The sequence below is a fragment of the Mesorhizobium sp. M1A.F.Ca.IN.022.07.1.1 genome (assembly GCF_003997575.1).
GTDB lineage: Bacteria > Pseudomonadota > Alphaproteobacteria > Rhizobiales > Rhizobiaceae > Mesorhizobium.
This window is the reverse complement of record NZ_RZST01000001.1, coordinates 60,499-86,284: the sequence shown is the minus strand read 5'-3', so window position 1 is coordinate 86,284 and position 25,786 is coordinate 60,499. Positions and strand designations below refer to the sequence as shown.

At 58.5% G+C, this 25,786-nt stretch carries 18 protein-coding genes and 5 pseudogenes; 11 read left to right on the top strand and 12 right to left on the bottom strand.

Going from position 1 to position 25,786, the window contains the following annotated elements:
- Nucleotides 1-75: 75 nt before the first annotated feature.
- The 7 genes and pseudogenes from EOA75_RS00420 (at nucleotide 76) to EOA75_RS00395 (ending at nucleotide 7,645) form a co-directional block, all read left to right on the top strand.
- A pseudogene (locus EOA75_RS00420) lies at nucleotides 76-1,330 on the top strand (IS256 family transposase).
- A gap of 60 nt (nucleotides 1,331-1,390) precedes the next feature.
- Nucleotides 1,391-1,722: pseudogene (locus EOA75_RS00415) on the top strand (insulinase family protein); the annotation flags it as partial.
- A gap of 82 nt (nucleotides 1,723-1,804) precedes the next feature.
- Entirely contained in the window at nucleotides 1,805-2,599 is a 795-nt protein-coding gene (locus EOA75_RS00410) for a pitrilysin family protein (RefSeq protein WP_329608241.1), read from the top strand.
- A 267-nt stretch (nucleotides 2,600-2,866) separates the two neighbouring features.
- The gene (locus tag EOA75_RS00405; RefSeq protein ID WP_091595876.1) at nucleotides 2,867-4,705 is read left to right on the top strand and encodes a HipA domain-containing protein; all 1,839 of its coding nucleotides are present in this window, start codon (nucleotides 2,867-2,869) and stop codon (nucleotides 4,703-4,705) included.
- 201 nt (nucleotides 4,706-4,906) lie between these two features.
- A pseudogene (locus EOA75_RS35705) lies at nucleotides 4,907-4,963 on the top strand (hypothetical protein); the annotation flags it as partial.
- A 19-nt stretch (nucleotides 4,964-4,982) separates the two neighbouring features.
- Nucleotides 4,983-5,480 carry a helix-turn-helix domain-containing protein gene (locus EOA75_RS00400; protein WP_236473726.1) on the top strand — a complete coding sequence of 166 codons (498 nt, stop codon included), beginning with the start codon at nucleotides 4,983-4,985 and terminating at the stop codon, nucleotides 5,478-5,480.
- A gap of 714 nt (nucleotides 5,481-6,194) precedes the next feature.
- Nucleotides 6,195-7,645: pseudogene (locus EOA75_RS00395) on the top strand (NAD-dependent succinate-semialdehyde dehydrogenase).
- On the opposite strand, the pseudogene EOA75_RS00390 reads toward EOA75_RS00395, so the two are convergent.
- Nucleotides 7,642-7,963: pseudogene (locus EOA75_RS00390) on the bottom strand (IS3 family transposase); the annotation flags it as partial. The pseudogenes EOA75_RS00395 and EOA75_RS00390 sit on opposite strands and share 4 nt — an antisense overlap.
- Between EOA75_RS00390 and EOA75_RS33825 the strand changes: the two are divergent.
- Entirely contained in the window at nucleotides 7,923-8,069 is a 147-nt protein-coding gene (locus EOA75_RS33825) for a hypothetical protein (protein ID WP_164747228.1), read from the top strand. The pseudogene EOA75_RS00390 and the gene EOA75_RS33825 sit on opposite strands and share 41 nt — an antisense overlap.
- Nucleotides 8,070-8,678: 609 nt before the next feature.
- A complete protein-coding gene (locus EOA75_RS00380) occupies nucleotides 8,679-9,872 on the top strand; it encodes a TlpA disulfide reductase family protein (protein WP_236473684.1) in 1,194 nt (397 codons plus the stop codon).
- A 399-nt stretch (nucleotides 9,873-10,271) separates the two neighbouring features.
- Here the strand turns inward: EOA75_RS00380 and EOA75_RS33820 are convergent, their stop codons facing one another.
- The 3 genes from EOA75_RS33820 to EOA75_RS00365 all read right to left on the bottom strand — a co-directional run bounded on the left by EOA75_RS33820 (nucleotide 10,272) and on the right by EOA75_RS00365 (nucleotide 13,070).
- Nucleotides 10,272-10,412, bottom strand: coding sequence for a hypothetical protein (locus EOA75_RS33820; RefSeq protein WP_164746818.1), 141 nt, complete (start codon nucleotides 10,410-10,412; stop codon nucleotides 10,272-10,274).
- A gap of 204 nt (nucleotides 10,413-10,616) precedes the next feature.
- A complete protein-coding gene (locus EOA75_RS00370; RefSeq protein WP_236370657.1) occupies nucleotides 10,617-11,507 on the bottom strand; it encodes a DsbA family protein in 891 nt (296 codons plus the stop codon).
- Between the two features lie 699 nt (nucleotides 11,508-12,206).
- Nucleotides 12,207-13,070, bottom strand: a complete 864-nt coding sequence (locus EOA75_RS00365; RefSeq protein WP_126057760.1) for a sulfotransferase domain-containing protein — start codon at nucleotides 13,068-13,070, stop codon at nucleotides 12,207-12,209.
- 728 nt (nucleotides 13,071-13,798) lie between these two features.
- Between EOA75_RS00365 and EOA75_RS00360 the strand changes: the two genes are divergently transcribed.
- Nucleotides 13,799-14,587 (top strand): MurR/RpiR family transcriptional regulator, encoded by a 789-nt coding sequence (locus EOA75_RS00360; protein ID WP_164746656.1) that lies wholly within the window; start codon nucleotides 13,799-13,801, stop codon nucleotides 14,585-14,587.
- 577 nt (nucleotides 14,588-15,164) lie between these two features.
- Here EOA75_RS00360 and EOA75_RS00355 read toward each other — a convergent pair.
- From EOA75_RS00355 to EOA75_RS00330, 6 genes are all read right to left on the bottom strand, one after another.
- Nucleotides 15,165-15,704 (bottom strand): hypothetical protein, encoded by a 540-nt coding sequence (locus EOA75_RS00355; protein ID WP_051695334.1) that lies wholly within the window; start codon nucleotides 15,702-15,704, stop codon nucleotides 15,165-15,167.
- On the bottom strand, nucleotides 15,701-16,381 hold the full coding sequence (locus EOA75_RS00350) for a methyltransferase (protein WP_029354798.1): 681 nt from the start codon (nucleotides 16,379-16,381) through the stop codon (nucleotides 15,701-15,703). The genes EOA75_RS00355 and EOA75_RS00350 overlap by 4 nt, the downstream gene beginning before the upstream one ends.
- The gene (locus EOA75_RS00345; protein ID WP_236370659.1) at nucleotides 16,378-17,208 is read right to left on the bottom strand and encodes a nucleoside-diphosphate kinase; all 831 of its coding nucleotides are present in this window, start codon (nucleotides 17,206-17,208) and stop codon (nucleotides 16,378-16,380) included. The genes EOA75_RS00350 and EOA75_RS00345 overlap by 4 nt, the downstream gene beginning before the upstream one ends.
- Nucleotides 17,205-17,960 carry an aspartate kinase gene (locus tag EOA75_RS00340; protein WP_051695332.1) on the bottom strand — a complete coding sequence of 252 codons (756 nt, stop codon included), beginning with the start codon at nucleotides 17,958-17,960 and terminating at the stop codon, nucleotides 17,205-17,207. The genes EOA75_RS00345 and EOA75_RS00340 overlap by 4 nt, the downstream gene beginning before the upstream one ends.
- Nucleotides 17,961-17,978: 18 nt before the next feature.
- Nucleotides 17,979-19,265, bottom strand: coding sequence for a DegT/DnrJ/EryC1/StrS family aminotransferase (locus tag EOA75_RS00335; RefSeq protein ID WP_091595886.1), 1,287 nt, complete (start codon nucleotides 19,263-19,265; stop codon nucleotides 17,979-17,981).
- Nucleotides 19,266-20,289: 1,024 nt separating this feature from the next.
- Nucleotides 20,290-21,009, bottom strand: a complete 720-nt coding sequence (locus EOA75_RS00330) for a GntR family transcriptional regulator (protein ID WP_029354792.1) — start codon at nucleotides 21,007-21,009, stop codon at nucleotides 20,290-20,292.
- A gap of 384 nt (nucleotides 21,010-21,393) precedes the next feature.
- Between EOA75_RS00330 and EOA75_RS00325 the strand changes: the two genes are divergently transcribed.
- Nucleotides 21,394-22,503 carry an IS110 family transposase gene (locus EOA75_RS00325; protein ID WP_127323341.1) on the top strand — a complete coding sequence of 370 codons (1,110 nt, stop codon included), beginning with the start codon at nucleotides 21,394-21,396 and terminating at the stop codon, nucleotides 22,501-22,503.
- Nucleotides 22,504-24,074: 1,571 nt separating this feature from the next.
- Here the strand turns inward: EOA75_RS00325 and EOA75_RS00310 are convergent.
- Together EOA75_RS00310 and EOA75_RS00305 are read right to left on the bottom strand one after the other, a co-directional pair.
- Nucleotides 24,075-24,770 (bottom strand): HAD family phosphatase, encoded by a 696-nt coding sequence (locus tag EOA75_RS00310; RefSeq protein ID WP_127220032.1) that lies wholly within the window; start codon nucleotides 24,768-24,770, stop codon nucleotides 24,075-24,077.
- Nucleotides 24,767-25,549 carry a metallophosphoesterase gene (locus EOA75_RS00305; RefSeq protein ID WP_164747226.1) on the bottom strand — a complete coding sequence of 261 codons (783 nt, stop codon included), beginning with the start codon at nucleotides 25,547-25,549 and terminating at the stop codon, nucleotides 24,767-24,769. The genes EOA75_RS00310 and EOA75_RS00305 overlap by 4 nt, the downstream gene beginning before the upstream one ends.
- Between the last annotated feature and the right edge of the window lie 237 nt (nucleotides 25,550-25,786).

Below are 25,786 nucleotides of genomic sequence, written 5' to 3'. Positions count from 1 at the left end.
GTCTCCGGGGTGTCAACCTCGAATCATCCGGCCTTGCGGTGCCGGACAGGAGACTACGCCATGACAAGGACTACCATGAAAGCCGAAGCCGTTCATCCGGGGGATGAGGCGACGAGCTATCTTTTCGACAACTGGTTTGATCCGATCGAAGCTGGCCTGCGCGAGCGGGTGCGCGGCTTCATCGAGACGATGCTCGAGACCGAGTTGGAAGCGGTGCTTGCCCGTCCCCGTTATGGCCGGCAGCCGGCGGCGCGCCAGTGATGAGACCACCGGTGTCGCCGGCCACCGCCACGGCAGCCGGACGCGCACGCTGACGGGGATCTTCGGCACCACTGAGATCACGGTTCCGCGGGCGCGCCTCGATGTCGACGAGGACAAGACGGTGGAATGGAGGAGCAAGGCTCTGCGCGCCTATCAGCGGCGCACGAAGGCCGCCGACGCACTGATCGCGTCGAGCTACCTGGCGGGCACGAACACGCGACGCGTCCGTCGTGCGCTTGCCGCCTTGTTCGGCGGCGCGATCGGCAAGGACGTCGTCAGCCGCACCTGGCGCAAGGTGAAGACGGACTGGGACGCCTGGAAGGGTCGCTCGCTGGCCGACGAGCCCGATCGTGCGCCTGATCCTCGACGGGATGGTGGTTCGTGTCAGGCTCGACCGCAAGGCGACCTCGATCCCGCTGCTCGTTGTCATCGGCGTGCGCGCGGACGGCCACAAGATCCTGCTCGCGGTCAAGAACATGGGCGGCGAGACGACCGAGGCCTGGCGGGCGATCCTCGACGATCTCGTCGCACGCGGCCTCCGCCGCCCTGAGTTCCTCATCGTCGACGGCGCACCCGGCTTGGACGGGGCGATCGCTGGGCTGTGGGACGGGGTGCCGGTTCAAAGATGCACGGTTCACAAGCACCGCAACCTGCTCGCCCACGCTCCCGAGCGCCTGCACAAGGAGATCAGCGCCGATTACACCGACATGATCTACGCGGCCACGCCGGAGGAGATCGAGAGCCGCCGCAAGGCGTTCCTGCGCAAATGGCGGCTCAAGTGCCGGGCGGTGGCCGACAGCCTGGAGGAGGCCGGTGAGCGCCTCTTCGCCTTCACGCGCCTGCCGCCGAGCCAGTGGAAAAGCGCACCAGAACTACAAACGCGATTGAGCGTCTGCATGAAGAGTTCAAGCGGCGCATCAAGACCCAGACCGTGCTGCCTTCGGCCGAAACCGCGGCAATGTTGTTCTGGGCGTTGATTGCGTCCGGCGAAATCTCGATGCGAAAAATCGACGGATGGCACACGCTCCCCGCCAAGCCACTCGATCAGCAGATTGACCTCGCCGCATGAACCGATAACCTCAATTTGCCGGAGGCTGCTCCGCCAAATTCCAACACGATCCGCTACGGCACCGACTCCAGAGCCTTCTATGACAAATATTACACGCCCAGCAACGCCGTCCTGGTGGTGGCCGGCGATGTCGAGCCGGAAACGGTCAAGGCGCTGGCCGATAAGACGTAGGGAACCGTGCCGACGGCTCCTGGTCTAACCCGCATCCGCCCAGTCGAGCCGGAGCAAAACGCCAAGCGCACGGTGACGCTGACCGGCGTGCGCAATTCGGTGCCGCGCTTTTCCACGCAATGGATGGTGCCGTCCTATCATACGGCCGCACCCGGCGAGGCCGAGGCGCTCGACTGCTGGCCGACATCCTCGGCGGCGGGACCCGCAGCCGGCTATACCAGCAGTTTTCGACCGCATACGCGCCCAGCTTCTCTCCGAAATCATTGCCGATGAGCGCGAACCTCACGCGATCCCCGAGCTGGCCTGGCGGCGCGGACTCTACGGCACGCATCCGTATTCGAGACCGCCCAAGGGAGCCTGACCAGCGTAACGCCCGCCGATCTAAGCGCCTTCCACAAAGCCGCTTTCGCCCGCGACGGGCTGCATGTGGCGGTCGTAGGCGACATAGATGCCAAAGCCCTGAGAGCAAGGCTCGACCAGCTGTTCGGCGATTTGCCTCAGAAACAGGCGCTCGCCCCCGTACCTGATGTCACCCCGAAGCGGCGAGCGGACGCAGGTCGCAACGCCCTCCCCCAGACTTCGCTCCAGCTGGCTTTTCCCGCCATGGGACGCAACGACCCGGAATTCTACGCGGGACAGCTGATGAACGATATAGTCGGAGGCTCACGATTTACCTCACGTCTGTTCCAGGAAGTGCGCGAAAAGCGCGGCCTTGCCTACGGTGTCTCGTCCAGCTTGGAAGACTACCAGCCCAACATGCTTGTCGTGACGACGTCGACGCGCGCCGACAGGGCGGCCGAGACGCTCGACCTGATAAGACAACTAATCAAGGAGCTGGTGGACACAGGCCCAACAGCGGCCGAACTCGAAGCGAGCAAGAAGTATCTGATCGGCGCCTATGCTATCGACAATCTGGGTTCCTCCAGGCCGATTTCCGCCACGCTTGTCGGGTTGCAGCTCGACAAACTCGGCATAGACTACATCCAGCGCCGCCCGGCCCTCATCGAGCAGGTGATCCTCGAGCAGGCAGGGCGGCGGCGAAGAAGCTGCTTTCGGCCGAGCCCGCGATTATGGGCGTTGGCCCGTGACAGCGAATAATCCCACGCTCTACAATAGCTGAAGGACTCGCCGACCTACGTGTGGCTGATCCGACTATGGTGTGGCAGAATGAACGCCTTGAGTTCTGCCTGCTCGCCCTCGCAGACCAGGTTCTCTCCCGTGGTTCGATTCCCGACCCGAGAACGCCGTCGTTCCGAGAAAGTATTCTAACTTTTCCGTATGCCAAATACGGGAAAGTTAGAAACTCTTGAATATGAAGCGGACTATGCTAGCTTTCCCGTATCTCAGATACGGGAAAGTTAGAAAATGGCCCTTCACCTCGTTGGGGAAAACATCGATAAAACCCGCAGCCACTATCAGGCTGAAACGGGCAAGCTCGTCCAGCTAATGCGCGGCATCTATGTCGATGCCGGGGAGGATATCGAGGCCACGATACTCAAGCACGCCGTCCGCATCGCCAAATACCTGTATCCGAACGCTTACCTCTCGGCGGCGAGCGCTGTGCTTCTCGGCCCGACCCGGGATGGCCGCCTGTTCCTGAGCGGGCGACGAATACAGCGCAGGCGCTTGCGCTTGCTGGAAATCATTCAGAACGCAGCTCCCGACCACCCATCAGTCGCTCAAGCGATTGTCGATGATGGAATGGGAGAATTCCGGATCGACGTCTCCTCGATGCGCCAGCGCTTCCTCGAAGCTTTCCGCCTGCGCAGCGAACACGCGGCATCCATCGGCGAGACGATGCGCGAGGCAATCGCGAACCGCCTCATAGAACAATACGGCAGCGCCCAGGGCGCTGCCGACGCGACATGGGCGCTTGCCCGCGCGAACCAGTGGTATCGCGAGGGCGAGCACGCCGAGCGCTTTTTCCTCCGCCCTCCACTGACCACAGAACCGGCACGCAACGGAGCCGCGCTCGATCTGATCGTGGCGTGGCACGGCGCTCCGCTCGGAAATCTCACACATGATGGTTTTGAGTGGCGCTGGAATGCAGACGATCAGGGCCCGCCACTTGTTCGCCAGACCACGCCGGGCAAGCTCCCTCCTTTCATTCTGTCGCTGCTGCCTGAAGGCTGGCTTGAGTCAGTGTTGAACGACCGCGACGAGCGCGCGACGCTACGCTCGGGCAAACGCTACATGTCCAACATCACCATCGTCGAGCGTGCGAGCGATCTCTCCGCCCTGCCGCCCGACATCCTGTTAACCCGGCTCAATGGCTTCACTAGAAACACTGTCTTCACTGGCCAGTATGCAGGGCCGGGTCGCGGCGACCTGGAGCAGAGTTTCGAACGCAATCTCGCACAGATATTCGAGCGTACTGATACGCCTCGCCTTTCGGGTGTTCAGATCAAAGCGCCTATGTTCCTCAGTGCGGATGGCACCCTCTCTCCCAGTATCGGCCGGCCTTTTACCCACATTCTCAAACCTGCGGGTACGGGCGGATTTGAGGCCCTGCCAGTTATCGAATGGCAGTCGCTCGCTTTGGGCAGCGCGGCCGGTTTCAAGACGCCCGCGACAGCGCTCGTCCCGATGCCTGACGGGATGCCTCCGGCGCTACTCGTGGAGCGGTTCGATATCAGAACGAGCCTCGAGGACAAACACCTGCTCGCGCTTGAGGACTTCTGCTCGGTACTTGGCGTGCCCACCGAAGCAAAATACGACGGCACGATGGAGCGCATCGCGCGGGCACTAAGGCCGCTATCGACCTCTCCCGAAGAAGACGTCCTGCTTGTCCTGAAGCGATCCTTATTCGCCTGGCTGATCGCCGATGGCGACATGCACCTGAAGAACATGGCACTGCTGGAAATCGCAGAGCCCGGCAGCACGCAATTCAGCTCAGTTCGCATGGCTCCGCTCTACGACGCGGTCACGACTCGCGTGTTTCCACGCCTCGAAAAAGACCGGATGGCCCTCAAGCTGAACGGCAAGGACGATCGTCTGCGGCGCGCCGACTTCAAGGCTTTCGCGAGCACGGCTGGCCTCAAGGCAGCCGATGCGGATACCAGCATCGACGATCTTGTTGCAGCCCTCTCACGCGCGCTCAACCACCTCGAATTGCCGCCGCCTCTATCAGACGGCTCTCAAGGCGCGAAGATGGCGGAGCAAATGCGCGCGATTGTCCACGAACGCATCGAAGGGTTTGCATAGATGATCGATCTAACTGATACGCCGGTTTCCATGGACCGCACTTCCCAGCCGTGATGGGCGAGACCGCCCCGACAAAGCTTGGCAAGGGCTCGAAAGTTCAGGCTAATGATAGATGCTCAGTGGAGGGCCTATTTTCTAGCGCCGGCGACGTAACCGCTCGATCGTCTGCACAATCCCTCCGGGCGTCGGCTGGCGCAGTCGATGCGGTCGAGATCTCTGCTCGTCGTGGCAATGTTCACGGTGGTCTTTTTGGAGATCCATCCATTCCAGGACGGCAATGGAAGGCTATCGCGTTCTGACGACGCTTCTGCTGATGCGCAGTGGCTATGCTTATGTGCCTTACTCTTCGCTCGAAAGCGTGATCGAGAACAGCAAGGAGGGCTACTATCTGGCGCTTCGGCAAACTCAAAAAACGATCCGCAGTCCGAGGCCTAATTGGCAGCGCTGGGCTGTTTATTTCCTGCGCGCTCTTCAGCAGCAAAAGCAGCGGCTTGAGAAGAAAATCGAGCGCGAGCGTCTCGTGCTCGGTACGCTTCCGGAATTCTCCCTTCAACTAGTTGAAGCCCTCAAGGAGCGCGGGCGAATGACCATTGGCGAGATCGTCAACCTGACCGGTGCAAACCGGAACACCGTCAAAAAACATGTGGCAACCCTGGTCGAAATAAACCATCTAGCCCCAACATGGAACCGGCAAGGGAACGTGGTTTGGCAGACGTTAACACAGACTACTTTATGTGATTCAACCCACGAAACGCACCACGTCCATTTACTTTGAACACAATATGATAAGGAACACTCTTTCCGAGCTTAAGCCCCCGGGCAAAAAGTTTTCGAGGGGTGGTTGCCGCCGCCCTCAGTGCAATTAACCGGTATTGAGTTCCAGCTTGCCAGCAGCGGTTATCAGCGTGGCGTCGATGGCAAGTCCTCCTTTGAAGGCGGTCGCATTCGAGGGGAATGCTCTACAGGGACGACCCGCCGTAAACGACGCTCTTTCGAAAATCCCCGACCTCTTCCACCACAACGACCCCCCTTCTCGTTTTTTGGGGCGCGACCTGCACGGTCCCGAGCCCAGCTGGCAGATGATCTGCGTGCCTACGGTCGCAAAGAAGGCATCACCGTGCTGATTCTCGATTGTGGTCCCTTTTGATTTTCCACGCCCGTTTGTGGCGCTCGCGATGGGGGGCGGCAAGATCGAGGACTTTTGAAAGCAATTTCAATCCGATGATGCTCAAAAAAGGCATTTGGCTGCACTGCTGCTATTCGGACCGATGGCCGGTATGCGCGGTCGGGAAGCCGATGTCCATTGTTCAGTTTGCACCTGATGAGAACCGCAAGCCATCGACCAGAAGCGTTCAAGAATTCTCCCTTTCAAGTTGAGTGGATGGTCTACCAGCCGTATGGCCGAGGCCCTATAAGGACCCGCAGGTGCGGAGTACACGCCGAGGCTCTGCCGATTATACATATCAGCTGCCTTTGAGAGGAACCCGGTTTGCCCCTGTGCCTGCCGATGATCCGCCACTGAAATCCCCGGACCTGTTTGGCGCCGTCCATCGCCTGCCGGCACTTGGCACGTCAGTTCGCGAGCGGTCATTTGTGGTCCTCAACCCGTCGAGCGGCGAAGTGCTGGCAGGACGTCCGACATGGGCGTGGAGGAGACACGGGCTGCGGTAGACGAGGCCTATGTCGCGCAGCCTGGATGGGCGGCGCTGACCGCCCGAGAGCGCAGCGACCTTCTTTGGCGATGGCATCAGCTGATCATCGCCATGCAGGCGATCTCGCCGCGATTCTGACTGCGGAAATGGGCAAGCCGTTTGCCGAAGCCAAGTCGGAGGTTTCGCATGCGGCCGCGTATCTGCAATGGTACGCCGAAGAAGCCAATCGCATCTATGGCGAGACGATCTCCGCACCGTCTACAGACCGTCGGATGATGGTGATCAATCAGCAGATCGGTGTCGTCGGCACGATTACGCCATGGAATTTCCCAGCGTCGATGGTGGCGCGCAAGATCTCGCCGGCCCTGGCGGCGGGCTGCGCGATCGTGCTCAAACCTGCTGAACAGACGCCGCTCGTGGCAGGTGCAATGTTTGCCCTCGCGCAGCAAGCCGGCTTTCCTGACGGCGTTGTCAACCTGGTCTATGCGTCCGAAGGTGATCGCGTGGGGCCGCGAACTCTGCTCCAATGCCAAGGTCCGAAACATCAGCTTTACAGGCTCCACCGAGGTTGGCCGACTGCTCATGCGCCAGTGCTCGGACTAGATCAAGAAGGTCAGCCTCGAGCTCGGCGGCAATGCGCCCTTCATCGTCTTCGACGACGCGGATATTGACGCTGCCGTTGACGGGGCGATCCAGGCGAAGTTCCGCAATGCCGGCCAGACTTGCGTTTCATCGAACCGGCTTTACGTCCAATCGAGCGTTCACGATGAGTTCGTCGAGAAGTTCGTGGAGAAAGTCCGGCACTTATCGGTTGGCGACGGCTTCGCTCCGGGAGTGGACGTCTGACCACTCATCGACATGCATGCTTTGGCCAAGATCGAGTCCCACATCGCAGATGCCGTTGCTAAGGGTGGGATAATTCGATGCGGGGCCGAACGTTTTCAACCCACAGCCTTCACCGAGATCTCCAGCATCATGGCGGTTGCGCAAGAGGAGACTTTCGGGCCGTTGGCGCCGATCATCCGCTTCCACGATGCGGATCAGGTTGTCTGTGAGGCAAACGACACGATTTACGGGCTCGCCACCTTTCCATGCCTCGAACCTGAGGCGTGTCTGGCGCGTGGCCGAGGCATTGGAATATGGCATGATTGGCATCAATACGGGGCGTATGTCTTCGGAAGCGGCGCCCTTTGGCGGCATGAAGCAGTCCGGCATCGGGCGGGAGGGTTCCCGCCACGGGCTCGAAGACTACCTCGAAATGAAGTACCTCTGCATGGGTGGAATCTAAATGACGTCGCCCCGAGTTTCTCCAGTTTTGGGTTCGTTTCCGGCGTGGGTTGTGCGCTGCTGGGCGGATGAAGCGACGGGGGCTGGCGCGGAGCCTTTCGCATAGCGCAGCGCGAGCGACCGTCGCGGATTGAAGGTGGTGGCGAACTTGGCCGGTGTCTGCCAGGCGATTTGGGAGTGCGGCCGCGCGGTGTTGCAGTCGGCGCGCCACAGGCGATAGCGATGCTTGCCATGCGCATGGAATGCCATTCGACCGGTTCTGATCCGCGCAGGAGAGGATGGCGTTCGAGATGAACTGGCTGGCATTATCACTGACCAGTGATGAGCCGGTTCAATTCCCGGGCAACCAAGTGCCCTCGACCGTGCTGAATAGTGCGCCTTTGCCATACCGGCGGATTAGCGCGGCCGACCTTACTTCGGCATGATGCGAGCAATTTCTGCACCAGGCGCGCAACGTATGCCACTCCCTCAGATCGCCCAGCGATACGTCTGGGCCTGCATGTTTGCTGCCTTCTGCGATGGCTTGCCGACACTTTCGGCTCGCCGGGTGTGATGATCTTCTTCTGCGTCTTTCCCTCTCGGCGATATTGCCGTTCGGCCGTCCCGACCAAGGCCAAACCTCGGGCCGTTTTCCCGTTCCCGGGTCGAGCTTGAACGTCTCGTCGATGATGTTCTGGCGTGCTGCGAGCTCAACGCCGAGGCGCTTGGCATCGATGCATGGCACGACATATTGCGGCGGTGTCGCACGTGTTCGACGGTTTGGGCTTCAGGATCGTGCGGATGGGCCACGCTTTTCTGGCGGCGCGAAACACGGGCAATGCGCGTTCAAAACCTGACAAAGGCAGAAACTTGTCAGGTTCAATCCAACCGCCATCCGGGCACTGCGGAGGGTTTTCAAAGCATATTCATGCACTTGCGCGCTGAGCCCGCTGGCATGGACCTTGCAACGCTTGCAGCAGGACGGTATGCAATGGAGCAGACGAGGATGTTCTCTCCCCTGAACCGTGTGCCGTCTCTGAGAGGGAAATAAGCTCGTGCAGAAAATCTCACAACCTTTGACAACGGCTTTGGAGAACAACGTGGTGTTGCAGATCGAGTCCCCGGCTCCTTCGATTCAAGCGGAAACCTGGCTGCGTGGCGAGCCCCTCACCAGCTTCGAGCCCGGCAAAGTGTACATCGTCGAATTTTGGGCAACTTGGTGCGGTTCGTGTGTGGACGGGATGCCGCATCTGATGCAGCTGCAGGAGAAATACAGGGAAAGCGGCGTTGAGATCGTAGGAGTCGCGGCTAGTGAACGCGCTCCAACGGCCGATGAGGCCCGAAGCACGTTGGACGCTTGGTTGACGGAAAAGTTCCCGAATCTGAACTATCGGATCGCATTCGACTCCACAGGCGAAATGGACAAGCTTTGGCTGGAGCCCAGCTTTTCTTTCTGGATTCCCACCAGTTTCGTGGTCGACCGAGACGGCTGCATCGCCTTTATTGGTGAACCGACGGAACTCGATGAGGTCTTGCCGAAGGTGCTTAACGGCAGCTGGCGCACCAGCGATCAGGCAAAATCCGCCGATGCGGAGCGGATCGCGGAAGGCGAACCCATAGCGCGCGAACAAGCGCTGAAGAAGCCGATCAAGGACAGATATCGGGCGGCGGTGGAGAAAAAGGATTGGAAGACGGCGCTCTCGGCGATCGAAGAAGGCATCGCCTTGATGCCGGACAACCTCGGTTTCCGCCGTTCTCATGTGAATCTGTTGCTTCACAAAATGAAGGACATGCAGGTCGGCTTGCCCGTCATGCGCCAATTCGTTCGCGACGCGATCAACAGAAACTCCGAGAATTGGATGGTTGCGGCGTTAGACGAGCTCTTCTTTCCGAACCTTGACCATTCGCACTTTCCGTCTGCTGAGCGCTTGGCGATGGGAAAACAGCTGTCCGAACACATCCTGGCACTGAATCCCCCGGAAAGCGACAAACGTAAGCTCCTGCCTTATCGTTTGGCAGCCCTGTACTATCACGAGAGCGGCAACAAAGATCGGGCGATCGAGTTGATCGAGCTGGCACTGAAGTCGCAGGGCGGTCCGGAGCGTATCCGGGACCAAGATGAACAGGACGAAATATCGCATTTGCTGCAGTTCCTGGCCTACTTCAAGGGTGAGAAGGTTTGTTACGGCGCTCTGTGTGCGGCTCCAAACAATGGCCGATTCGACAGCTGGTATACCGTTTGCGGCTGACCGCCAGCTTATGTGAGGGACAGAATTGGCCGGGCGGACAGCTCTTGATGCGAACGGCGCAAACCCCCGCCCGGCTTGCGAAATCACCTGGGCCGCTCTTTTGGACCTAAGTCCGAAGGACTGCGGCCTTCTACGATGCCCGCCTTTGTTTAGGCGGGCTATGAGCTGAGCTACGGGTTTTGCCCGCTTCTAACCGTTCGCCAGCCTGGCGCAGGTGCCTCTCAACACCTCCACCACACCAAGGTTTCATGCGGGTAGCGAATTCGATCTTGGCGGCATGGCCATTAAGCACATGGGATGGCCTCGCTGGCGGCATGCCTGTGATCTGGTGCTGCAGCCCACGCTTGCCTCCGCCAGCGGTTCGATGAGGCAGCCTGTCGCACAATTGATATCAGGACTTCAATGCCGGAACACCGGCGCCACCCTCAATTCAATAAATGAGGTGTCGCGCACCACGGTTGGCTGCTTGATCCAGGCAATTCCGGCCGCCGTCATCCTCAATGAGGTGACCTCGACCAGAGCCTCGGCCTTGAATGGCATGATCGAGGTGCATGGGTGCGGCCACCGTCATTTTCGTCAATCCGAACGGGATTTCTTGCAACCGCTTTGCGGCTTTATCCAACACGCCAAGGGCCGCGCTGTCGACAGGTGGCGCGAGCTTGGCGCCGAGGCGTCCACGTCAACAGATTCTTCTGACAATCGGGACTTGTACGATCACCCCAGGGGGGCGAGAGCCCATGACGATCATCGTCGCGCCGGCCGCGATCTGAAGCAGGCGTCGGCGCGTCTCCCGCCTATCTTCTGGCGAGGCTTCGGTGAAAGACGCCGATGGCGGAACGGAAACACCAGGACCGGCTGAATAGATCCCGAGCTGTGCGATCGCGTTCGGCCAAGTTGAGGAAAGCGAGCTGAATGCAGGACTTTGCACGCTAGCACCGCGTTGCCGGGCCATATAAGAGATTTGGCCCGGCGCGAGAAGCGGCACTCGTGGCCAAAGAACGGGATCGCACCGGCCGCCACGCTGTCAAAATGCCGAAGTTGTGATCCGGCACGACGCTTAGCTTCTTCCCGCTCTTTGGCGATGAAGCGTTCCAGCGTGTGAATCTTGAGCACACCTGAAATCACTTCGTCGCCGAGAACCAACGCCGGCGTGACGTTGATGTACAGCTCCTTGGCGAGCGCGCAATTGCGCTCGAGGACGTTTTCGATGGCGCGGTCTTCCATGTCCCGCTTGAGCTGCTCAACCTCGAGGCCAACGTGTCGTGCGATAGTCAAGATGTCGAATTGGCTGAGCTGGCCGCGAGCAGCCATAAGGGCGTGATGGAACGCCTCATATTTTCCCTGTTTGCTGGAGGCGAGCGCCGCCAGTGCGGCAAATTTGGAACCCGGTCTCTTGCCCGGACAATGTTTGTAGACAACCTTCAGCATGGGATCATGCTTGAGGGCTTGCTGGATTGTACGGTCTTCCGCCCGGCACCGCGGGCAGTTGTAGTCCAAAAATAAGACGAGAGGGACGTCGCCATTCGGGTTGCCAGCAGTTGGCGCAGCGGCGTCGTTTAAGAGTGCGTCGCGCCGCTCTGGAATGAGCTTCCGCCAAAACGCGACGAGCCGGCTATGGTTTTCATGCTGGCGCACGTAGTCTTTGGCAACTGGACCATATTGCGTCGCCAGCCCGAAAAAAAGCAGGGCTAGGGCTGAAAGAGCGATACGGCCGGCTTTTGGCGTAAGGCATGGTTAGGCTCCAATTAACAGTGAACGGCAGGGCGGCAACGGCTGGCCTTTTGACGTCAAAGGGGGCACCGCTTTAATGCCTCACCCGCTGTTCGCGGATGACGGGAGGTCAAGGGGCTCGTGCTATTCGAAGAGATGCGGTGGGATGGCTGGGCCCAACAGCCGACCCATCCGTGAGCGGCGCTGTGTGCGTGCGAACTGCCCCCGCGGTCGCCGTTCGCCGAGCGGCTTCAGGCGGCCGAGTGCGATGGCTGAGCGTGACTGCAGCAAACACCTGCACGTAAAGCTGGGATAAGAGGGCTTAGGGCGCGCGGGACTCGCGCTGCGGTGTGCGGGATTATATTCAACAATTCTTGTCTCCTAACCGGATCGAGGCAGGTTCCTCCCTCCCGGGCATCTCCCGTCGCTGCGCTCCGGTCGAACGTTGCACCAAGGGTCCTTGCAAGCCCCGCGCCAATCGCGATGTCGGCACTTCAGGAAGTGATTGCGCGGGCGGCAGGTGGGCAGTGGTCAGCGCGCCTTTCCAGAATATCGCTCGCATAAACGTCCGGCGAGCGGCTCCGAGCGTACCTGCCATCGCCGGGCTCTGCGACAGCCTGAAATCTACGAACCAAATCCGAATCGCTCGTTGAGTCTCGTCCCTCCCAGCGCGGTAAACCGCGCCTCGATCTCGGCATTCCAGCAAGCCTCCCACGAAGTTCGCCCGCTGGACAGGGTGAAGGTCTGCTGTCCGATTAGCTGGTTTAAGATCAGCTCAGGCTGCGGCGGCCGCTCGATCTCGCAAAACTCTACAATTCTGCGAATGGTCTCGAGCTGAACTTCGCGTCCTTGGTCGCCTATGATCTGCTCATAGCTCAATCCAAGAACATTCTCCTGATCCGCCCACGGTGCCACTGGATGGCAGCGATCATTGAAAATGAAAGGCGCGATCTCATCGAAGTACTTCAGCATTTTGTCAGGTCCGTCCGGCTCATTGCGCCACGTAATCTCAGCCCTCTCAGGCGGGCACCAATCGCTGTCACCTACATATCGCATCTGCGACACAATTGCCGCACGCATTTCGCGCGAAAGAAAGACGATCTTGAAATCCGCTAAACAATGGCGAGTGCCGATGTCGCACGGTAGATGCCCATAGCCAAACTGACCGGGCTGAATAAAGCGCGAGGATATCTCGATCGGTATCCATAGAATATTTTCGGAATGAGTGAAGCGAGCTCGCTCGACATCCACAAAGCGGAAGTCTCCAAGATAGTCTTTATTAAAGAACACATCCGACTGTACAAGCCCGAGCAGTCCAAGCAGACGGGCATATAGGTGGGTGCCCGCCTTCGGAATGGAACATATCATAACCCGCGAGCTTGAGCGGCCGGCCGTCGGCTTGATTGACCAAGATTCATTCGAGCAGGGATAAAGTGGAAAGGGTTGACCCGCGATATCGCGCAGCTCTTCTGGAAGCGGGTGAAACATTGTGGTTTCCTCACTGTTGCAGCGGCTTTTTTAAACAGCCGGAGCCAATGCGCGACAGGACAAGTTCCTGACCAGCTTGACCCCAAGCAGTCGCGCCCTCTGTTGCCGTACCAGAGAAGTAAAGCCCGTCGCATGCGCTAGCCGCGAGACGAACCGCTAGTACGGGTGGCATCGGCAAGCTCGTGGCCAACTTGCTGAGATGAGCTATTTACCAAACGCCACGTCGGCGTTCCCTAGAGATGTAGTCACCTTGTCATGCCCCCGTTTTCGATCGGACGATGAACCTAATCATAGAAGAACGCAAGTAAGATTGGTTATGTCGCCAATATACTAATGAATATATTTTCCCAGACGGCACCGCTTGCGTTGCCGTGCAGTCGTCCCCACTGCCCTGACGACGAGGACACCACGGTTTGCGCGGCGCATGCGCAGCCAGTAAAGTAAGCTCCATTGACAGCATCGGGCCAGGAGACGTCGTTAAACGAGGCCACTCGCAAGACCGCCTCGCGAGCGGCCGAGCGCATGCCCTCGCGTCCATTGCCCCGACTGCCGAGACATGGGCGCGAACGGAGCGGCAGCCGGAATCCGATATCGACCTTGTCTATGATCTGCGTCAGTGAACCGTCAGCGAGACTCGAATATGCAGGGCTTTGCTAGGCCTTCGCGGGTCGACTGCCAGCTTGGAACGAACACTAAGACACATGCGGAAGCCCCGACATACACAGAAATTGCTGCTAGACATCATCTATGATGCAATTAACACGGCTCCGAATGCGCTCGCACGTATAGCTCTGTATGTTGCACAAGACCCCGAGGCTGTTCTGGCGCTGTCCATTGCCGACCTTGCGCGCAACACCGCTACCGGTTCTGCTTCAATTGTAAGATTTTGCCGAACCTTGGGACTCTCGGGATTTCGCGAGTTTAAGATTGCGCTCAGCGGCGAAATTGAGCGGCGGAAGTTGAGCGGCGAACTGGCTGAACGCGCGCCATCAGAAGCTGTAGACACAGCTCCTCGGATCGCCATCCTCAGTTCTGCTTTACAAAACTCAATTTCCGCGTCCGCTCGTGGTTTTGACGACCTTCAAATTAGTGGGTTTGCCAACCGCATCCGAGCGGCCCGACGCGTCGAACTGTTCGGCACGGGGCCGTCATCCGTCTGCGCTGATATTCTGGCCATGCGACTGATCTGCCTAGGTTTCCCCGCACATTGCTCGGGGTCCGCCACCGTGTCTCACGCTCTCGCGCGAGGGCTTGGCTCGTTGAGCCTCGCCATTGGCATTTCGTCGCGTGGCCACACTGTGGAAACCAAGGATTTTCTGGCTATTGCGCGCGAAACCGGAGCATACACGATTGCCATTACGACCCGCGTTGACTGCCCGATCGCCCGGACTGCGGACGAGGTGGTATTGTTTACCTCGGCTGAGGCTTGGCCACAGGCCGGGTCGGCGATGCACGTGCCGCCTCTGGTGTTGCTGAGCGAATATCTTTGCCAGTGTCTGCAGATGGCGGAAGTCTGAATCCCCACCAAGGCCAATTCGGGCAGTTCCGAGGTTATTTCCGGATCCCACCTCGGTCTTCGTCGCGCGTGCTCGCGTGCACGAGCCATTGAAGCGATAAACTTGAACCGCACTTTCGACTGTGCGTACTGCGTGCTTGTTACATGGAAACGACGAACTCACCGAGCAACCCTCTTGCCACGGCGCGCGGGTGTTTGGTGATCATAGGGGAAGCTTCAACAATTGAGAAGCTGACGAACTACTACACCGGGATCAAACCGGAGGACAAGGCAGGTTCCTCGTCGTTGGCAAGGCTGCAGCACCAGGTCGACTCCGTGACCTAGGCGGTCCATGCGCAAGGTTCGACGGCGCGCTCGCCGACTGAGTGGCGCTGGAGGGCCTCGAGAGGGCATGGGTCGGCCGCAGCAGCGTGGGACGCAGGAAGGCAGGCAAGATCCTGGCTTCCTTCTTCACCGACAGCAAGTCAGCGGCTCCTTTTGCCGGTCGGCAGATCGGTGGACCAGGTCGAGCTTCTTCCATGTCCACTTCTACGTTTGCCACGGTGTTCGGGAATTCCCGGGAGATTGGGGGCTGACATCTATCGCGTGCTGCCACGAAGGTTGGTATTGACGTATTTCGCGAGGTCTAGCGCGGAGATGCTACCAACCAATTGGTCCAGACTCATTTCGGCCGAGATTGAGGCGGAATGCTCCAGGAGTGCAAGGAGATCATCCCTGTGCTTCGAATGGTGGTTCTCCAGGTGCATCTCGACCTTTCGCGCGATGACGTCCGCGAAACTCGCCCTTGTCCCAAAAAGCGGATCGTTGATTAACGCCGTCGGTCGTTCCTGTTCGAGAACCCAATTTATCGCCAGGGTCCCGTTCGATCTCAAGAATACGATCTCCAGCTCCGCGTCGGCAGGTCGCGATGTGGCAATGGAGAACCCCGCGTCCGCCAGAGCCCTGGTATCCTTATCCACAGCCTGATTGAATGCGGCCAAATTGACATGATGAATGTCAATGTCGTTCGGCGCACGCTGGATGAACTGCGAAAGGACGCTACTGCCCGCTACCCAGCTATCTTTGCTCCGATTGCGCGAAATGGCGACCAACGCAATGCGCATCAGCTCGGGCATCATGCGCTTGTGGCCTTCTTTGATATTGAGAACAGCCTGTAAGTTACGTTGACGTCGGGATAGGTCCCGGCTCGCAGAAGCACAGATGTGAGATCATTTGAACCCGCAATCTTTTCAAGAAGGTCGTCACGGGCATTAGTGCCGAACCCAAGAACGATACGACCTGATTCCGTAAGGAACCTTGGGCCATCTGAAAGAAATCTCTCGAGCAAGTTGTACCCTGGATCGATCGCACCACCTTCGAGGTCGTGGACAAACTCGTAATCTTCTGGAGCGTAGCTCGACGGGTAGTTCCAAAATATGATGTCGAACCTTCTGCCAGGTGGAACATTGTTAAATATATCGCTTGCGATGACCTCGACGTTACTAATGCCGTTTCTTGCAGCATTCTCCAACGTGTTCGCGACGGCCCTCGGATTGATGTCACAAGTCAGCAACGACAGCGCGCCAGTCTTTGCCAACAGAAGGCCGGGAAGACCGAAACCGCAGCCGATTTCTAAGACGGTCTTTCCGTCGAATGGGGGAAAATTCTCGCTAATCCAACGCCAACTCTGGAAGTGCTCTGGAGGAAAAACCCCTTCCTGTACGACCAGATCCAGTCCGAATGCCTGCATCTGACGCGGGAAAGTGGCTTGTTGACTTGTCCGAAGCGTTGTCCTGATACGATCAAGTTCGCTCATTGTTCTCCGGCCTTCCGGCGCGGTGCCATGCCTGGTTGTTTTCCCGGCTCGACGGCATCAACGGTTCGCTTCAGTAAGCAATTCCAAAGAGGCATTGAAAACAGACCGGCCTCAAGAATGAGGCGGTCCCAAGATGAGCGGAGGGGTGCATACCGGAAGAGGCCTTCTAGACCGGCTCGATCCCCCTGGAAATACCGCTGGACGGCTGTCGTTAGGCCCGACTTTGCTGCGGTTAGGAGTGCTCTGTCGTAACAGAATCTTGCGTGGGCAAACGCGCTACCATCACTCCGATTGTCCGGCATCGGCGCAGCTCCCCTGTCGCCGAGAACGTTTAGCAACATTTGGAAAGATGAATGGGCAATGTAGCCGGAATCGAGAGAAATCCAAGCAGTCGCTTCGTCGCCCAACGACCGGCACCTAAGTATTCTCAGCTCAGCATCCATTACTTGATGACTATCGCTCACATGAAGGAGGTTCGTCACGGGATTATCGCAGAAAAAGAGACTACGTACGGTGCCGGATAAAGCCTGGGCCGGCTGTGTGTTACCCTTCAGTTTTTGCGACAAGTGCAGCGCATTAGGTCCGCTCCAGATCGTGGCGCAAACCGGACGCATGTCGAATAAGTCCAGCACCAATGGCCAATGCTTCCCGCCGGTGGAACAGGTAAGGGTATAAAACGCATCAATGGATTTGCGACTATGAATCGAAAAGAACCGTTCCGAGAGTTCCAAACCGGTTCGCCGGCGAATAAATTCGTCGAGCAGCGAGGTTAGGCCAGAGCGCGCGACTTCCGGGCCATACACTATCAGCGCCGTGGATGACATCATGCCGCCCCCCCCAAAGGGTCGCTTGTGATATGGGCCTTCCTGCTCGCGACGGTGATCCTAGTCGCTCTAACGCGTCTCCCTTCCAGCCAATCGGCGAGACGAGCGGGATGACGGGCATTAATCACAACGCCGGGAAGGCTTTTCTTCGCCATGAATTCGACCGCGCAGGCGTCAATCGAGGTGTGGCCGAGAAGGACAAGATCTTGAGCAGCGATCTGCTCTATAAGTGCAGCGGGATCGTCGGTTGCTCCACCGCGATGCACGCCATCGACATCTGTCAAAATCACCAGCTGTGGTGCCCCAGTTAACCAAGCGATCCACGCGGCAACGGCGTCGGATGTGACGTCCCAACTCCATTCCACTGGGTCAGCCGCAAACAGCAAACGGGAAGGCAGCAGCACTGGAATCTTCCCAAGTCTCGCGAGAGTTCGGCATTCGCCTAGGCTGGCCGATGGAACTAGTTTGGAAGAGAAGGCGGCATCCGCAAGCAAATACCCCGTTTGGTCCTGTGCTAGAGCACACGCATGATGCGCGGTACACGGATCTAATCGCTCGGCTGCATCAATCGCCTCAATTGCTTTGTCCGGGATGCCGCCGCCTGGAACAAGTAGGATTCGATGGCCCTTATCGGCGAGACGCTCAAGTTCAGCCAGTGCGAGCTTACACACGGCAAGATCACGCATGATGCTCCCGCCGAATTTGAGAACAATCGAAAAGCCATATGGTGGAAAACCTTTTATTGAGCAGTCCATCGGCTTGCCATCCCGCCCTCAGGCAACAGATACGATCTCAGGAATTTTCGAAGCTAGGTTTGGAAGCGCTGCCCAGACCTTTTGAAACGCGGCCGCGTACAATTTCATCACTTCAACGTCGTTTGGTGGAGCGATCTCCGACACGTAAAACATGGTGTTCAATATCTTCATGACGTTTGGAAAATCGGTCCTTGACCATTGGCCGCAGATATCCGGCAGATATTCAAAGACGGGCTTCGTCAGCCAGACCGCAACGGGAACTCCCTCGGCTTGAAGAAGCTTAATGATGAAATCCCTGGCCGTAGGGCCAGGTAGAAAACCGAGCTTTTCCGGCTCAAGACGCAACGGGAGATTCAGCATCGATTGTTGATGATCTGCTGGATCGAAAAGAGGCAGAAGCCCTGAGAGGTGGCCAATCTCCTGCCAAAGGAACCTAGCATTCCTTCGCCTTTTTTTAAGCTGCCGGTCAAGCTGCTTGAGCCTGTGATTAGCAATGGCAGCAGAGAATACATTGGGTCGGTAATTGTAGCCTTTGGAGTTCGGGGAGAATATCCTAGCTCCACATCGCGACGAGCTTGTCAGCGAAACATTATCTACATGGTGGATCAGAGCAGGGTCCCTCGTCAGGACAAATCCAAGCTCACCTGCCCCGAGGTGTTTAGCTCCGTTGCCGGAGAGAGAGAGTGCATCGCTCTCCAAGTAAGCTCCATTGACAATATCTTTCGCAGCGCCAATTGATTGGCAAACATCATCGATAATCGCCACGCCTCGCGCTCGCGCCGCCAATCTCAAGCTGGGAACCAAGAGGTTATTTCCGAACAGATGAGTTATGAGCGTCGCCGCGTCACCTGGCTTGATGAGGGAGGCCGCCATCTTCTCATCAACTCCGGCAAGGTCTGGCTCAACATCGACAAAGACCGGTTCGAGTCCACTGATCGTGATTGGGCCGACGGCTCCCGGCCAGTTCAAAGCCGACGTAACGACTCGGCGACCTCGGTTCCGGTAGTAGTCGAGAGCCACGTGAATAGCGGCTGTGCCGCTTCCAACGGCGCGCACAGACCAGTTACCCGACCAATCCGCTAGCCGCTTTTCGAGCTCAATCACCATAGGGTGATTGACGCGATGATATTTGCCGCTTTCGACAACATTTGCGAGCGCCTTCAAATGTTTACGTTTCGCAGCTGGCCAAAGAACAACTCGCCCAGCCGGCACCGTGGGATCTCCTCCAAAGAGCGCAAGAGAAGTGTCCTTCTGGTGGGCGCATCGTGTGCTTGCTGCCGTGGCTAAGCTTACATCCTTGGTCATATGATCTAGCCTGGTTGTGTTACATCGGCCATCGGCCACTCGCGAAGTCACGAGCCGAACCGACCCGTCTCTCGCATACTTTTGCGTCTTGCAACGAGGCTCGGCTAACCCACAAGAGCAGAGTCGCTCCTGAGAACAGGCTGGGCGCCGTAGCGCCCTCGCTACGTTGAGTTCAGGAAAGAGCTTTCAAGCTCGCAACCGGCGTATGAGGCGTCAACCTCGTCGGAAATGAACTCGCTGAACGATGCAGTCCCTCCTTCGTAAATCAACACCTAATAGCCCTTGACAAGAAGGGGAAGTGGTCCTCTGAAATATATTTATGGATATATTATTTATTCTCCGCCTACCTTTAGCCTCCTATCTGGGATATTTTAGTATCGGAAGTGACAACGCGAGGTTGCTTTTTCAGCCTCTAGTACCGGCACCATTTAAAAGATAAAAAGCGCAGCGCGGATGCGCAGGAATATCATCCCGCCAAAGCCGCGGGCCAGATAATCAGCCAACCTTGGCGAGCTGGGAGCACCCCGAGCTTCCGTAATTGGTTGAAGCACTCGCCGGACCGAGGGCCGGCGTCCAATGTTAGTAGCCCCTTTCGCGAACACTCCGGCTAGTGGGTTTGTGTCAGAATGACCTCCCGGGATCGTATTCTGAGCGCTCAGTGAGGATGTATCTCGTTGTAGTCATCCCACCGGGCGATCTGGCGGAGAACCATGGGTGATCATGCAAGGAGTGATGCGAACGCAATCACGCTTGAAGGTTTTGACCCAGGCTTCCGACACGTCGCTGGAGTGGGGCGCTTCACGGGCGTGGAGCAAGTAACGCGGTCAGCGCAGAGGCGAAGGCGCGTGTTCCTTGCCGGTGTAGGGGTGCCATTTTCCGACAGGTCTCGATCGGATGAGGCACCCTCGTCGATCCGAAGCGTCTCTTGACCGCCTCCAGCATCATATCGCACGGGACCCGCAGCCCTCCTGCGACGGCCCAAGCCGAATGGCTCAGCTACTCGGCTGATGTCGGCGAAAATCGCTCACCAATACTTCTTTGTAAACGTGAAGTTTGCCAGCTGTCTCCTGCTCATATTTTGCAAAGCGCGCGACACTGCGCGCTGTTCTACATCAAGGTGGTTAGTCAATGCGGATGCCACTGCGCTCGTAGTCTTGCCGAGCTGAGGCATTGCGTCAGTTAGCCTTGCAAGACTGGTTCGAAAAGCCGGGGAAAGCTCAGACGCGGTTATTTCCATGCGAAGGGCATGAGAGCAGAAACAGAACTTGTCGATGATATGGCAAATTTCGCAATTACATGCCCCCAGAGCTATGTCAGTGAATATTTCTTCCGCTCGAAGAGCGAGCTCCGTTGGAGATAACTCACCAGAGGGGGCGGTTCGGTCGAGAGGGTGAGTCCGTGTACGAGTTAGGGCGAAGGTAAGTGTTTCGCGCGCCACCACATACGAGTCCAATAGAACCCACTCGACCAGAGGTCTCGTAAAGTAGCCCCTTTGAGGAAAGGACACGATCTTCCCTTCCGCTGCAAGTCGGATAAGTGCTTCGCGTATAGGAGTCCGGCCGATGTTGAGGTCGGACGCTAGCTCTTTATCGCTGAGATGCTGCCCCGGCATGTGGGATTTGCTGTAGAGCAATTGAAGTACCGCGTCGTAGGCTGCATCGGCTTTTGCGTTCTTCTTGGCTTCAATAGCCAAACTGGGCATTTCTGTCCGACGACATTGGGCCGCATTTTTGCAGAACCACATCTCTACGCTTCCCCTTGTTTCGACGTCCTTTGAACGTTCGATTAGCAGAATTTGAGTTTCTGCGGCGTGCTATTTCTCGACATCCGGACATGACGCATGCACCGCGCGCCGCCTCAGCTGCATACACCATGCGTATGAGGTGTGACCATGGCCAGCCGTGGCGCTCGGATGCGGAAGCCTCAGAGGACCGGACGCGGAAAGATCTAGGAGGCGTTAGGCGCTCGACGCACCTGACCTGCGCGCAAACCATTTCCTGCGCTCGTCGCTTCGCCACGCTAGACGTCATGTTCCAGGGCTGAGATCGGTGGCCCGCCCTTTCGTGCGATTAAGAGACGAGGGTTGCTCGGATGGGCCGAGCCGATCCTCACGCACGGAGGGCGAGCCATGGGAGAGTATAGCGAAGCGTTTGTCGCGTTTGATGTAGCCAAGAAGAAGCACGCGGTGGCGATCGCGGAGGGCGGCCGCACCGGCGAGGTCCGGTTTGTCGGCGAGGTCGAAAATAGTCCTGCAGCGATAGAGCGGACGATCAAGAAGCTGGGAAAGAAGTATGATCGACTGCACGTCTGCTTCGAGGCCGGGCCGACGGGTTACGGGTTGTGCCGGCAGGTTCGCGATCTTGGTCACGACTGCATGGTGGTTGCGCCGGCCCTGATCCCGAAGCGGTCGGGCGAGCGGATCAAGACGAACCGACGGGACGCGGTCACGCTGGCGCGGCTGCATCGGGCGGGCGAGCTGACTGGAGTGTGGGTGCCGGACGTCGTCCATGAGGCTGTCCGCGATCTGGTTCGGGCCCGGGAAACTGCAGGCGACGATCTGCGCCGTAAACGCCAGCAACTGCTCTCCTTCCTTCTGCGCCATGGCCGGATCTACGAGGGCGGCGGTCATTGGACATTGGCGCACCGGCGCTGGCTTGCCCGCCAGAGCTTCGAGCATATGGCGCAGCAGATTGTCTTCCAGGAGAAGATCGACGCGATCGAGGACGCCGCTCAGCGGCTACGCCGCCTGGACGAGCAGTTGCGCACCATCGTGCCGACCTGGTCCATGGCACGGGTCGTCGAGGCCTATCAGGCGATGCGCGGCGCCTCGTTCCTGGTCGCAGTGATCTTCGCGGCCGAGATCGGCGATGTGCGCCGCTTCGATACGCCGCCGCAGTTGATGGCCTTCCTCGGCCTGGTTCCGGGAGAGCGCTCGACTGGCGATACGGTCCGCCGGTCGAGCCTTACGCTCGCCGGCAATCGACGCGCCCGCCGCGCCTTGGTCGAAGCGGCTTGGACTTACCGCTACCCCGCCAGGGTCAGCGAAGCGCTGAGGCTCCGGCTCGAGGGTCTGCCGAAGGCTGTCCGCGACATCGCCTGGAAGGCGCAAATCAGGCTCTGCACTCGCTATCGCCGCCTGAACGCCGCCGGCAAGAAGCCACCAGTGGTCGTGGCCGCGATCGCACGCGAGATGGCCGCCTTCTTGTGGGCTATCGGTCGGGAGGTCGCACCGTCATAGACAGGTCTCGACCCGACCCGCTGCACAGCGTTGGGGGTGGGGCCACGGTGGGGAACTCCCGTCGCTAGTTATGTGGCCGAGCCAACCCGCTCGACGCCCGCCCTCTAGACAGAGGACAGCCCCGAGACGAAGACACGGAAGGCGGTATCCAACCCGCGGATGAGAGTCTGATCAACCGTCGTCTCAGAGCTCCACCCCCAGCCCTGTGCAGCTTCAGCCGATCCGACTGCTTCGCCCACGCCGAGCAGACCATCCGTCTTGCGCTCAGCCTTGACAGGGAACATGAGAGACTAGCGGACTGCGCAACCCTGACCAGTTCCGCCCGGCGAGCGCTTACCACGGGGGCTTTGAACCCACTCTCGGTGACATTTCTTTACACCGCCGACTAACGGCCTTTAGATCCAACTTGCCGCGGCCGTACATCTGTCGTTTCACCAGTTTGCGCTTGGCCCTCTCTTTGTTCGTAGACCATACTTCGGTGGTCGCCGCACGACGGCCGTCGTCACTAACGGAGCGACCGTTCTGACGGAACTTCCCGGGGTGGCATCTCTTGTCATTGCCCTCGGAGAGGCCCGGCTCCGACTAAAACTACACTTGGCGATCTGAAGAGCGAAAGGAAGGCTTCGCTGAAGGCGGTGTTGGCACCAACAGAGATCTTACCAAGCGTTCGCACAGCTATGCTTTGGTTCGCGAGGCATTGGGAGTCTAGCATTTCTGTGCCCCTTCAGACACTCGGCGATGCACTCACTCAGAAGAGCCATTGAAGGCATAAGCGTTGCCGGTCCAGGTTCGGCCAAGGCCCGCGCCGGAGCTGAGTAGGAGCACCTCATGCGCCACCTCAGAGACTGGCGATTTGTCACGCGTCGTTATTGCAAGCGTATGCGCTCCTCGGTCGCGGCCAGTTCTGAGAAAGGCGACGGTCTCTCGCTCATATCTTTCATAGGAGATGCCGATAGCATAAGCCGAAGCGTCCAGCCCATGAGCCAGACCGCGAGCGATGTTCACAATCCGGGGTCCCCAGCTAGATCAGGCGGCTGTGACAGTAGCTCTGCGCAGATTGCGGAGACGCCCATACCAATAGCTTCGACACGCGTAGCACTCTGTAGTCGCTCCGTCAGGCGCTCGATCTGGGCGTAGTCGAGAAGGCGAGCTGAGGCCTCAACCGAATGTAGGAAGGCCGCGCTCAGGTTCGCACAATTTCCGGTCTTACATGCGAGTTCAGTGGCGAGGTGCTGTGTCAGTCGCCGGGCTTTATCGCGCTCAATCTCCCCGGTAACGCCACCCTGAACTCGCGAAACCCAGAGAGGCCAAGAGTACGGCAAAAACGCAAAACCGACGCTTCTCCGCTGTTTGTTTGACTTACGAGTTTGGAGATAGATAAGTCCCCAAGAAGCTCGGGGTTTTAGGCAACAAAATGCGCGATTCTGGATTGTGAGCTAGGCCCGCTGGCGACCAGATCGCATACCGCATCCCGCACCAAGCTTGATGACCTGTCCGCCATTGCACTGCCCGCCGGGGTATGGTGTTCCGGATGCAGGCGCGGGCGGACCGTCCACGCCGCTGCCCTCTTTCTACATTGGGCAAAGCAAACCTTTAAGTTCCGCCAAGTTCAGCAACAATGCCTCCGGCTCAAAGGTCCGGAGGTCATTCCTCAGTCGACTGGTATGGTGGCGGGCGCCCCCGAATGCGCAGTAGCGCATATTTGCATTTCGCGCGGCACTAAGACCGATGACGCTGTCCTCAATGACAAGGCACTCTCTGGCAGACACGCCCATGATTTCCGCCGCCAATAGCAGCACAGAAGGGTCAGGCTTCCGGACACCGATGTCATCGGAGGAGAAGAACCGTGAGCCTACAAGCCCCAAGAGACTGGCGGCTCTCATGCGGTGGATGAGTTCGAAACGAGATGTGTTCGATGCGACACAAAAGGGAATGGAAAGCCACTGGAGCAGTTCAATCGCGCCAGGTGTCGCCGACAGGGTCCCAGAGGCGGCCAGCTGGATCTCAGCCGCGGCCGTTTCCATGAAGTTCTTCGGCAGGCTTACACCGACAAGTCTTTCCAGATGCCGTTGTTGATCGTCCCGCTCAACACCGGAGAGCGTTGCCGTTATTTCATCTGGATGCACCTGGACACCTTCCGCGGCAAGTTTTGCCGAAATCACCTCCGATGCTACGATTTCCGTCTCCGCAAGGGTGCCGTCAAAATCGAAGATGATCAGTCGAGGCCGCGACCGATCGGACGTTTTGATCGATGGTGAAGCCATCATTTCGGATCACCGGGACGAATGACAGGCAGCTGATCAAGTCCCTCGTGACGATGGACAACGACATCCGATCCGTCCAACATGACGACATCGTATGATGGCGCAGCCGCCACAAATATGGGCTTGCCATATTGTTCCCAGTCCAGAACGATATGCTGCGCCGTGCCACGGCTGGCAGTAAACGATATGCCCGACAAACTGCCTGCTGCAGCAACATGCCGGTGACCAAAGAGCATGTGGCGGACCGATGCGTTTTTCCGAAGGATGGAAAGGAGCCGATCGGATTCCTTCATATCGCTCGTCTTAAAACAAGGCACATGCAAATCCGCCGGCGTATGGTGCATAGCAACCACGACTGGTCGGCCGGCGGCACGGAAAAGCTGGTCCTGCAGCCATTCAAACCGGCCACCGTCAAGACAACCGAAATGGCTGATGTCGTCCTTTGTGTCGAGCAAGACGACGAGCCAGTCGTGCAAGTCGACAGCCGCCTGAACGAATCCTTCCCCGCCGAATACGCCTCGAAATGCGCCGCGGTCATCGTGGTTGCCGATCGTCAAATGGACCGGGAGCCGGACCTCCGACAAGATCTCGCGCAAGAGTGCGTAAGCGGCTGGATCGCCTGTATCAGCAAGATCGCCGGTAATAAGGATGAGCTTGGCATCTGCGTGTACGCACGAGACATGGTCCAAGGTGTCGCGCAATCTCTGCGCCGGATCGATGCCGTAAAGCGTCTTGCCAGGGGCAACAAAATGAGGATCCGTGATATGAATGATTTTCTGCATTGCTCCACACTCAGATTGGGCCCGACCCTGGGAGGGACAAGAGACCGCTGCTGCGTCAGGCCACTTGATTGCCGTCGTTGTGGTGACCATCTATTTCAGGCGTCTGACAGCGAACCGTGAGCAGTGAGGGGTCGCCCCTCTCTGCCGCCCGGATCGAGGTGTTCGATTCCAAGCAAACACTTGACCGACGAACGGCAATAAATGTCGCGAGTTGTAAATGCTCGGGCCGCATAAGGG

Coding starts and splice junctions, on each gene's coding strand:
- EOA75_RS00405 (WP_091595876.1), top strand. CDS start 2,867: ATGGCCCTTCACCTCGTTGGGGAAAACATCGATAAAACCCGCAGCCAC.
- EOA75_RS00400 (WP_236473726.1), top strand. CDS start 4,983: ATGGAAGGCTATCGCGTTCTGACGACGCTTCTGCTGATGCGCAGTGGC.
- EOA75_RS33825 (WP_164747228.1), top strand. CDS start 7,923: ATGGCGTTCGAGATGAACTGGCTGGCATTATCACTGACCAGTGATGAG.
- EOA75_RS33820 (WP_164746818.1), bottom strand. CDS start 10,412: ATGCCATTCAAGGCCGAGGCTCTGGTCGAGGTCACCTCATTGAGGATG.
- EOA75_RS00365 (WP_126057760.1), bottom strand. CDS start 13,070: ATGTTTCACCCGCTTCCAGAAGAGCTGCGCGATATCGCGGGTCAACCC.
- EOA75_RS00355 (WP_051695334.1), bottom strand. CDS start 15,704: ATGATGCCCGAGCTGATGCGCATTGCGTTGGTCGCCATTTCGCGCAAT.
- EOA75_RS00350 (WP_029354798.1), bottom strand. CDS start 16,381: ATGAGCGAACTTGATCGTATCAGGACAACGCTTCGGACAAGTCAACAA.
- EOA75_RS00345 (WP_236370659.1), bottom strand. CDS start 17,208: ATGATGTCATCCACGGCGCTGATAGTGTATGGCCCGGAAGTCGCGCGC.
- EOA75_RS00340 (WP_051695332.1), bottom strand. CDS start 17,960: ATGGACTGCTCAATAAAAGGTTTTCCACCATATGGCTTTTCGATTGTT.
- EOA75_RS00335 (WP_091595886.1), bottom strand. CDS start 19,265: ATGACCAAGGATGTAAGCTTAGCCACGGCAGCAAGCACACGATGCGCC.
- EOA75_RS00330 (WP_029354792.1), bottom strand. CDS start 21,009: ATGTGGTTCTGCAAAAATGCGGCCCAATGTCGTCGGACAGAAATGCCC.
- EOA75_RS00325 (WP_127323341.1), top strand. CDS start 21,394: ATGGGAGAGTATAGCGAAGCGTTTGTCGCGTTTGATGTAGCCAAGAAG.
- EOA75_RS00310 (WP_127220032.1), bottom strand. CDS start 24,770: ATGATGGCTTCACCATCGATCAAAACGTCCGATCGGTCGCGGCCTCGA.
- EOA75_RS00305 (WP_164747226.1), bottom strand. CDS start 25,549: ATGCAGAAAATCATTCATATCACGGATCCTCATTTTGTTGCCCCTGGC.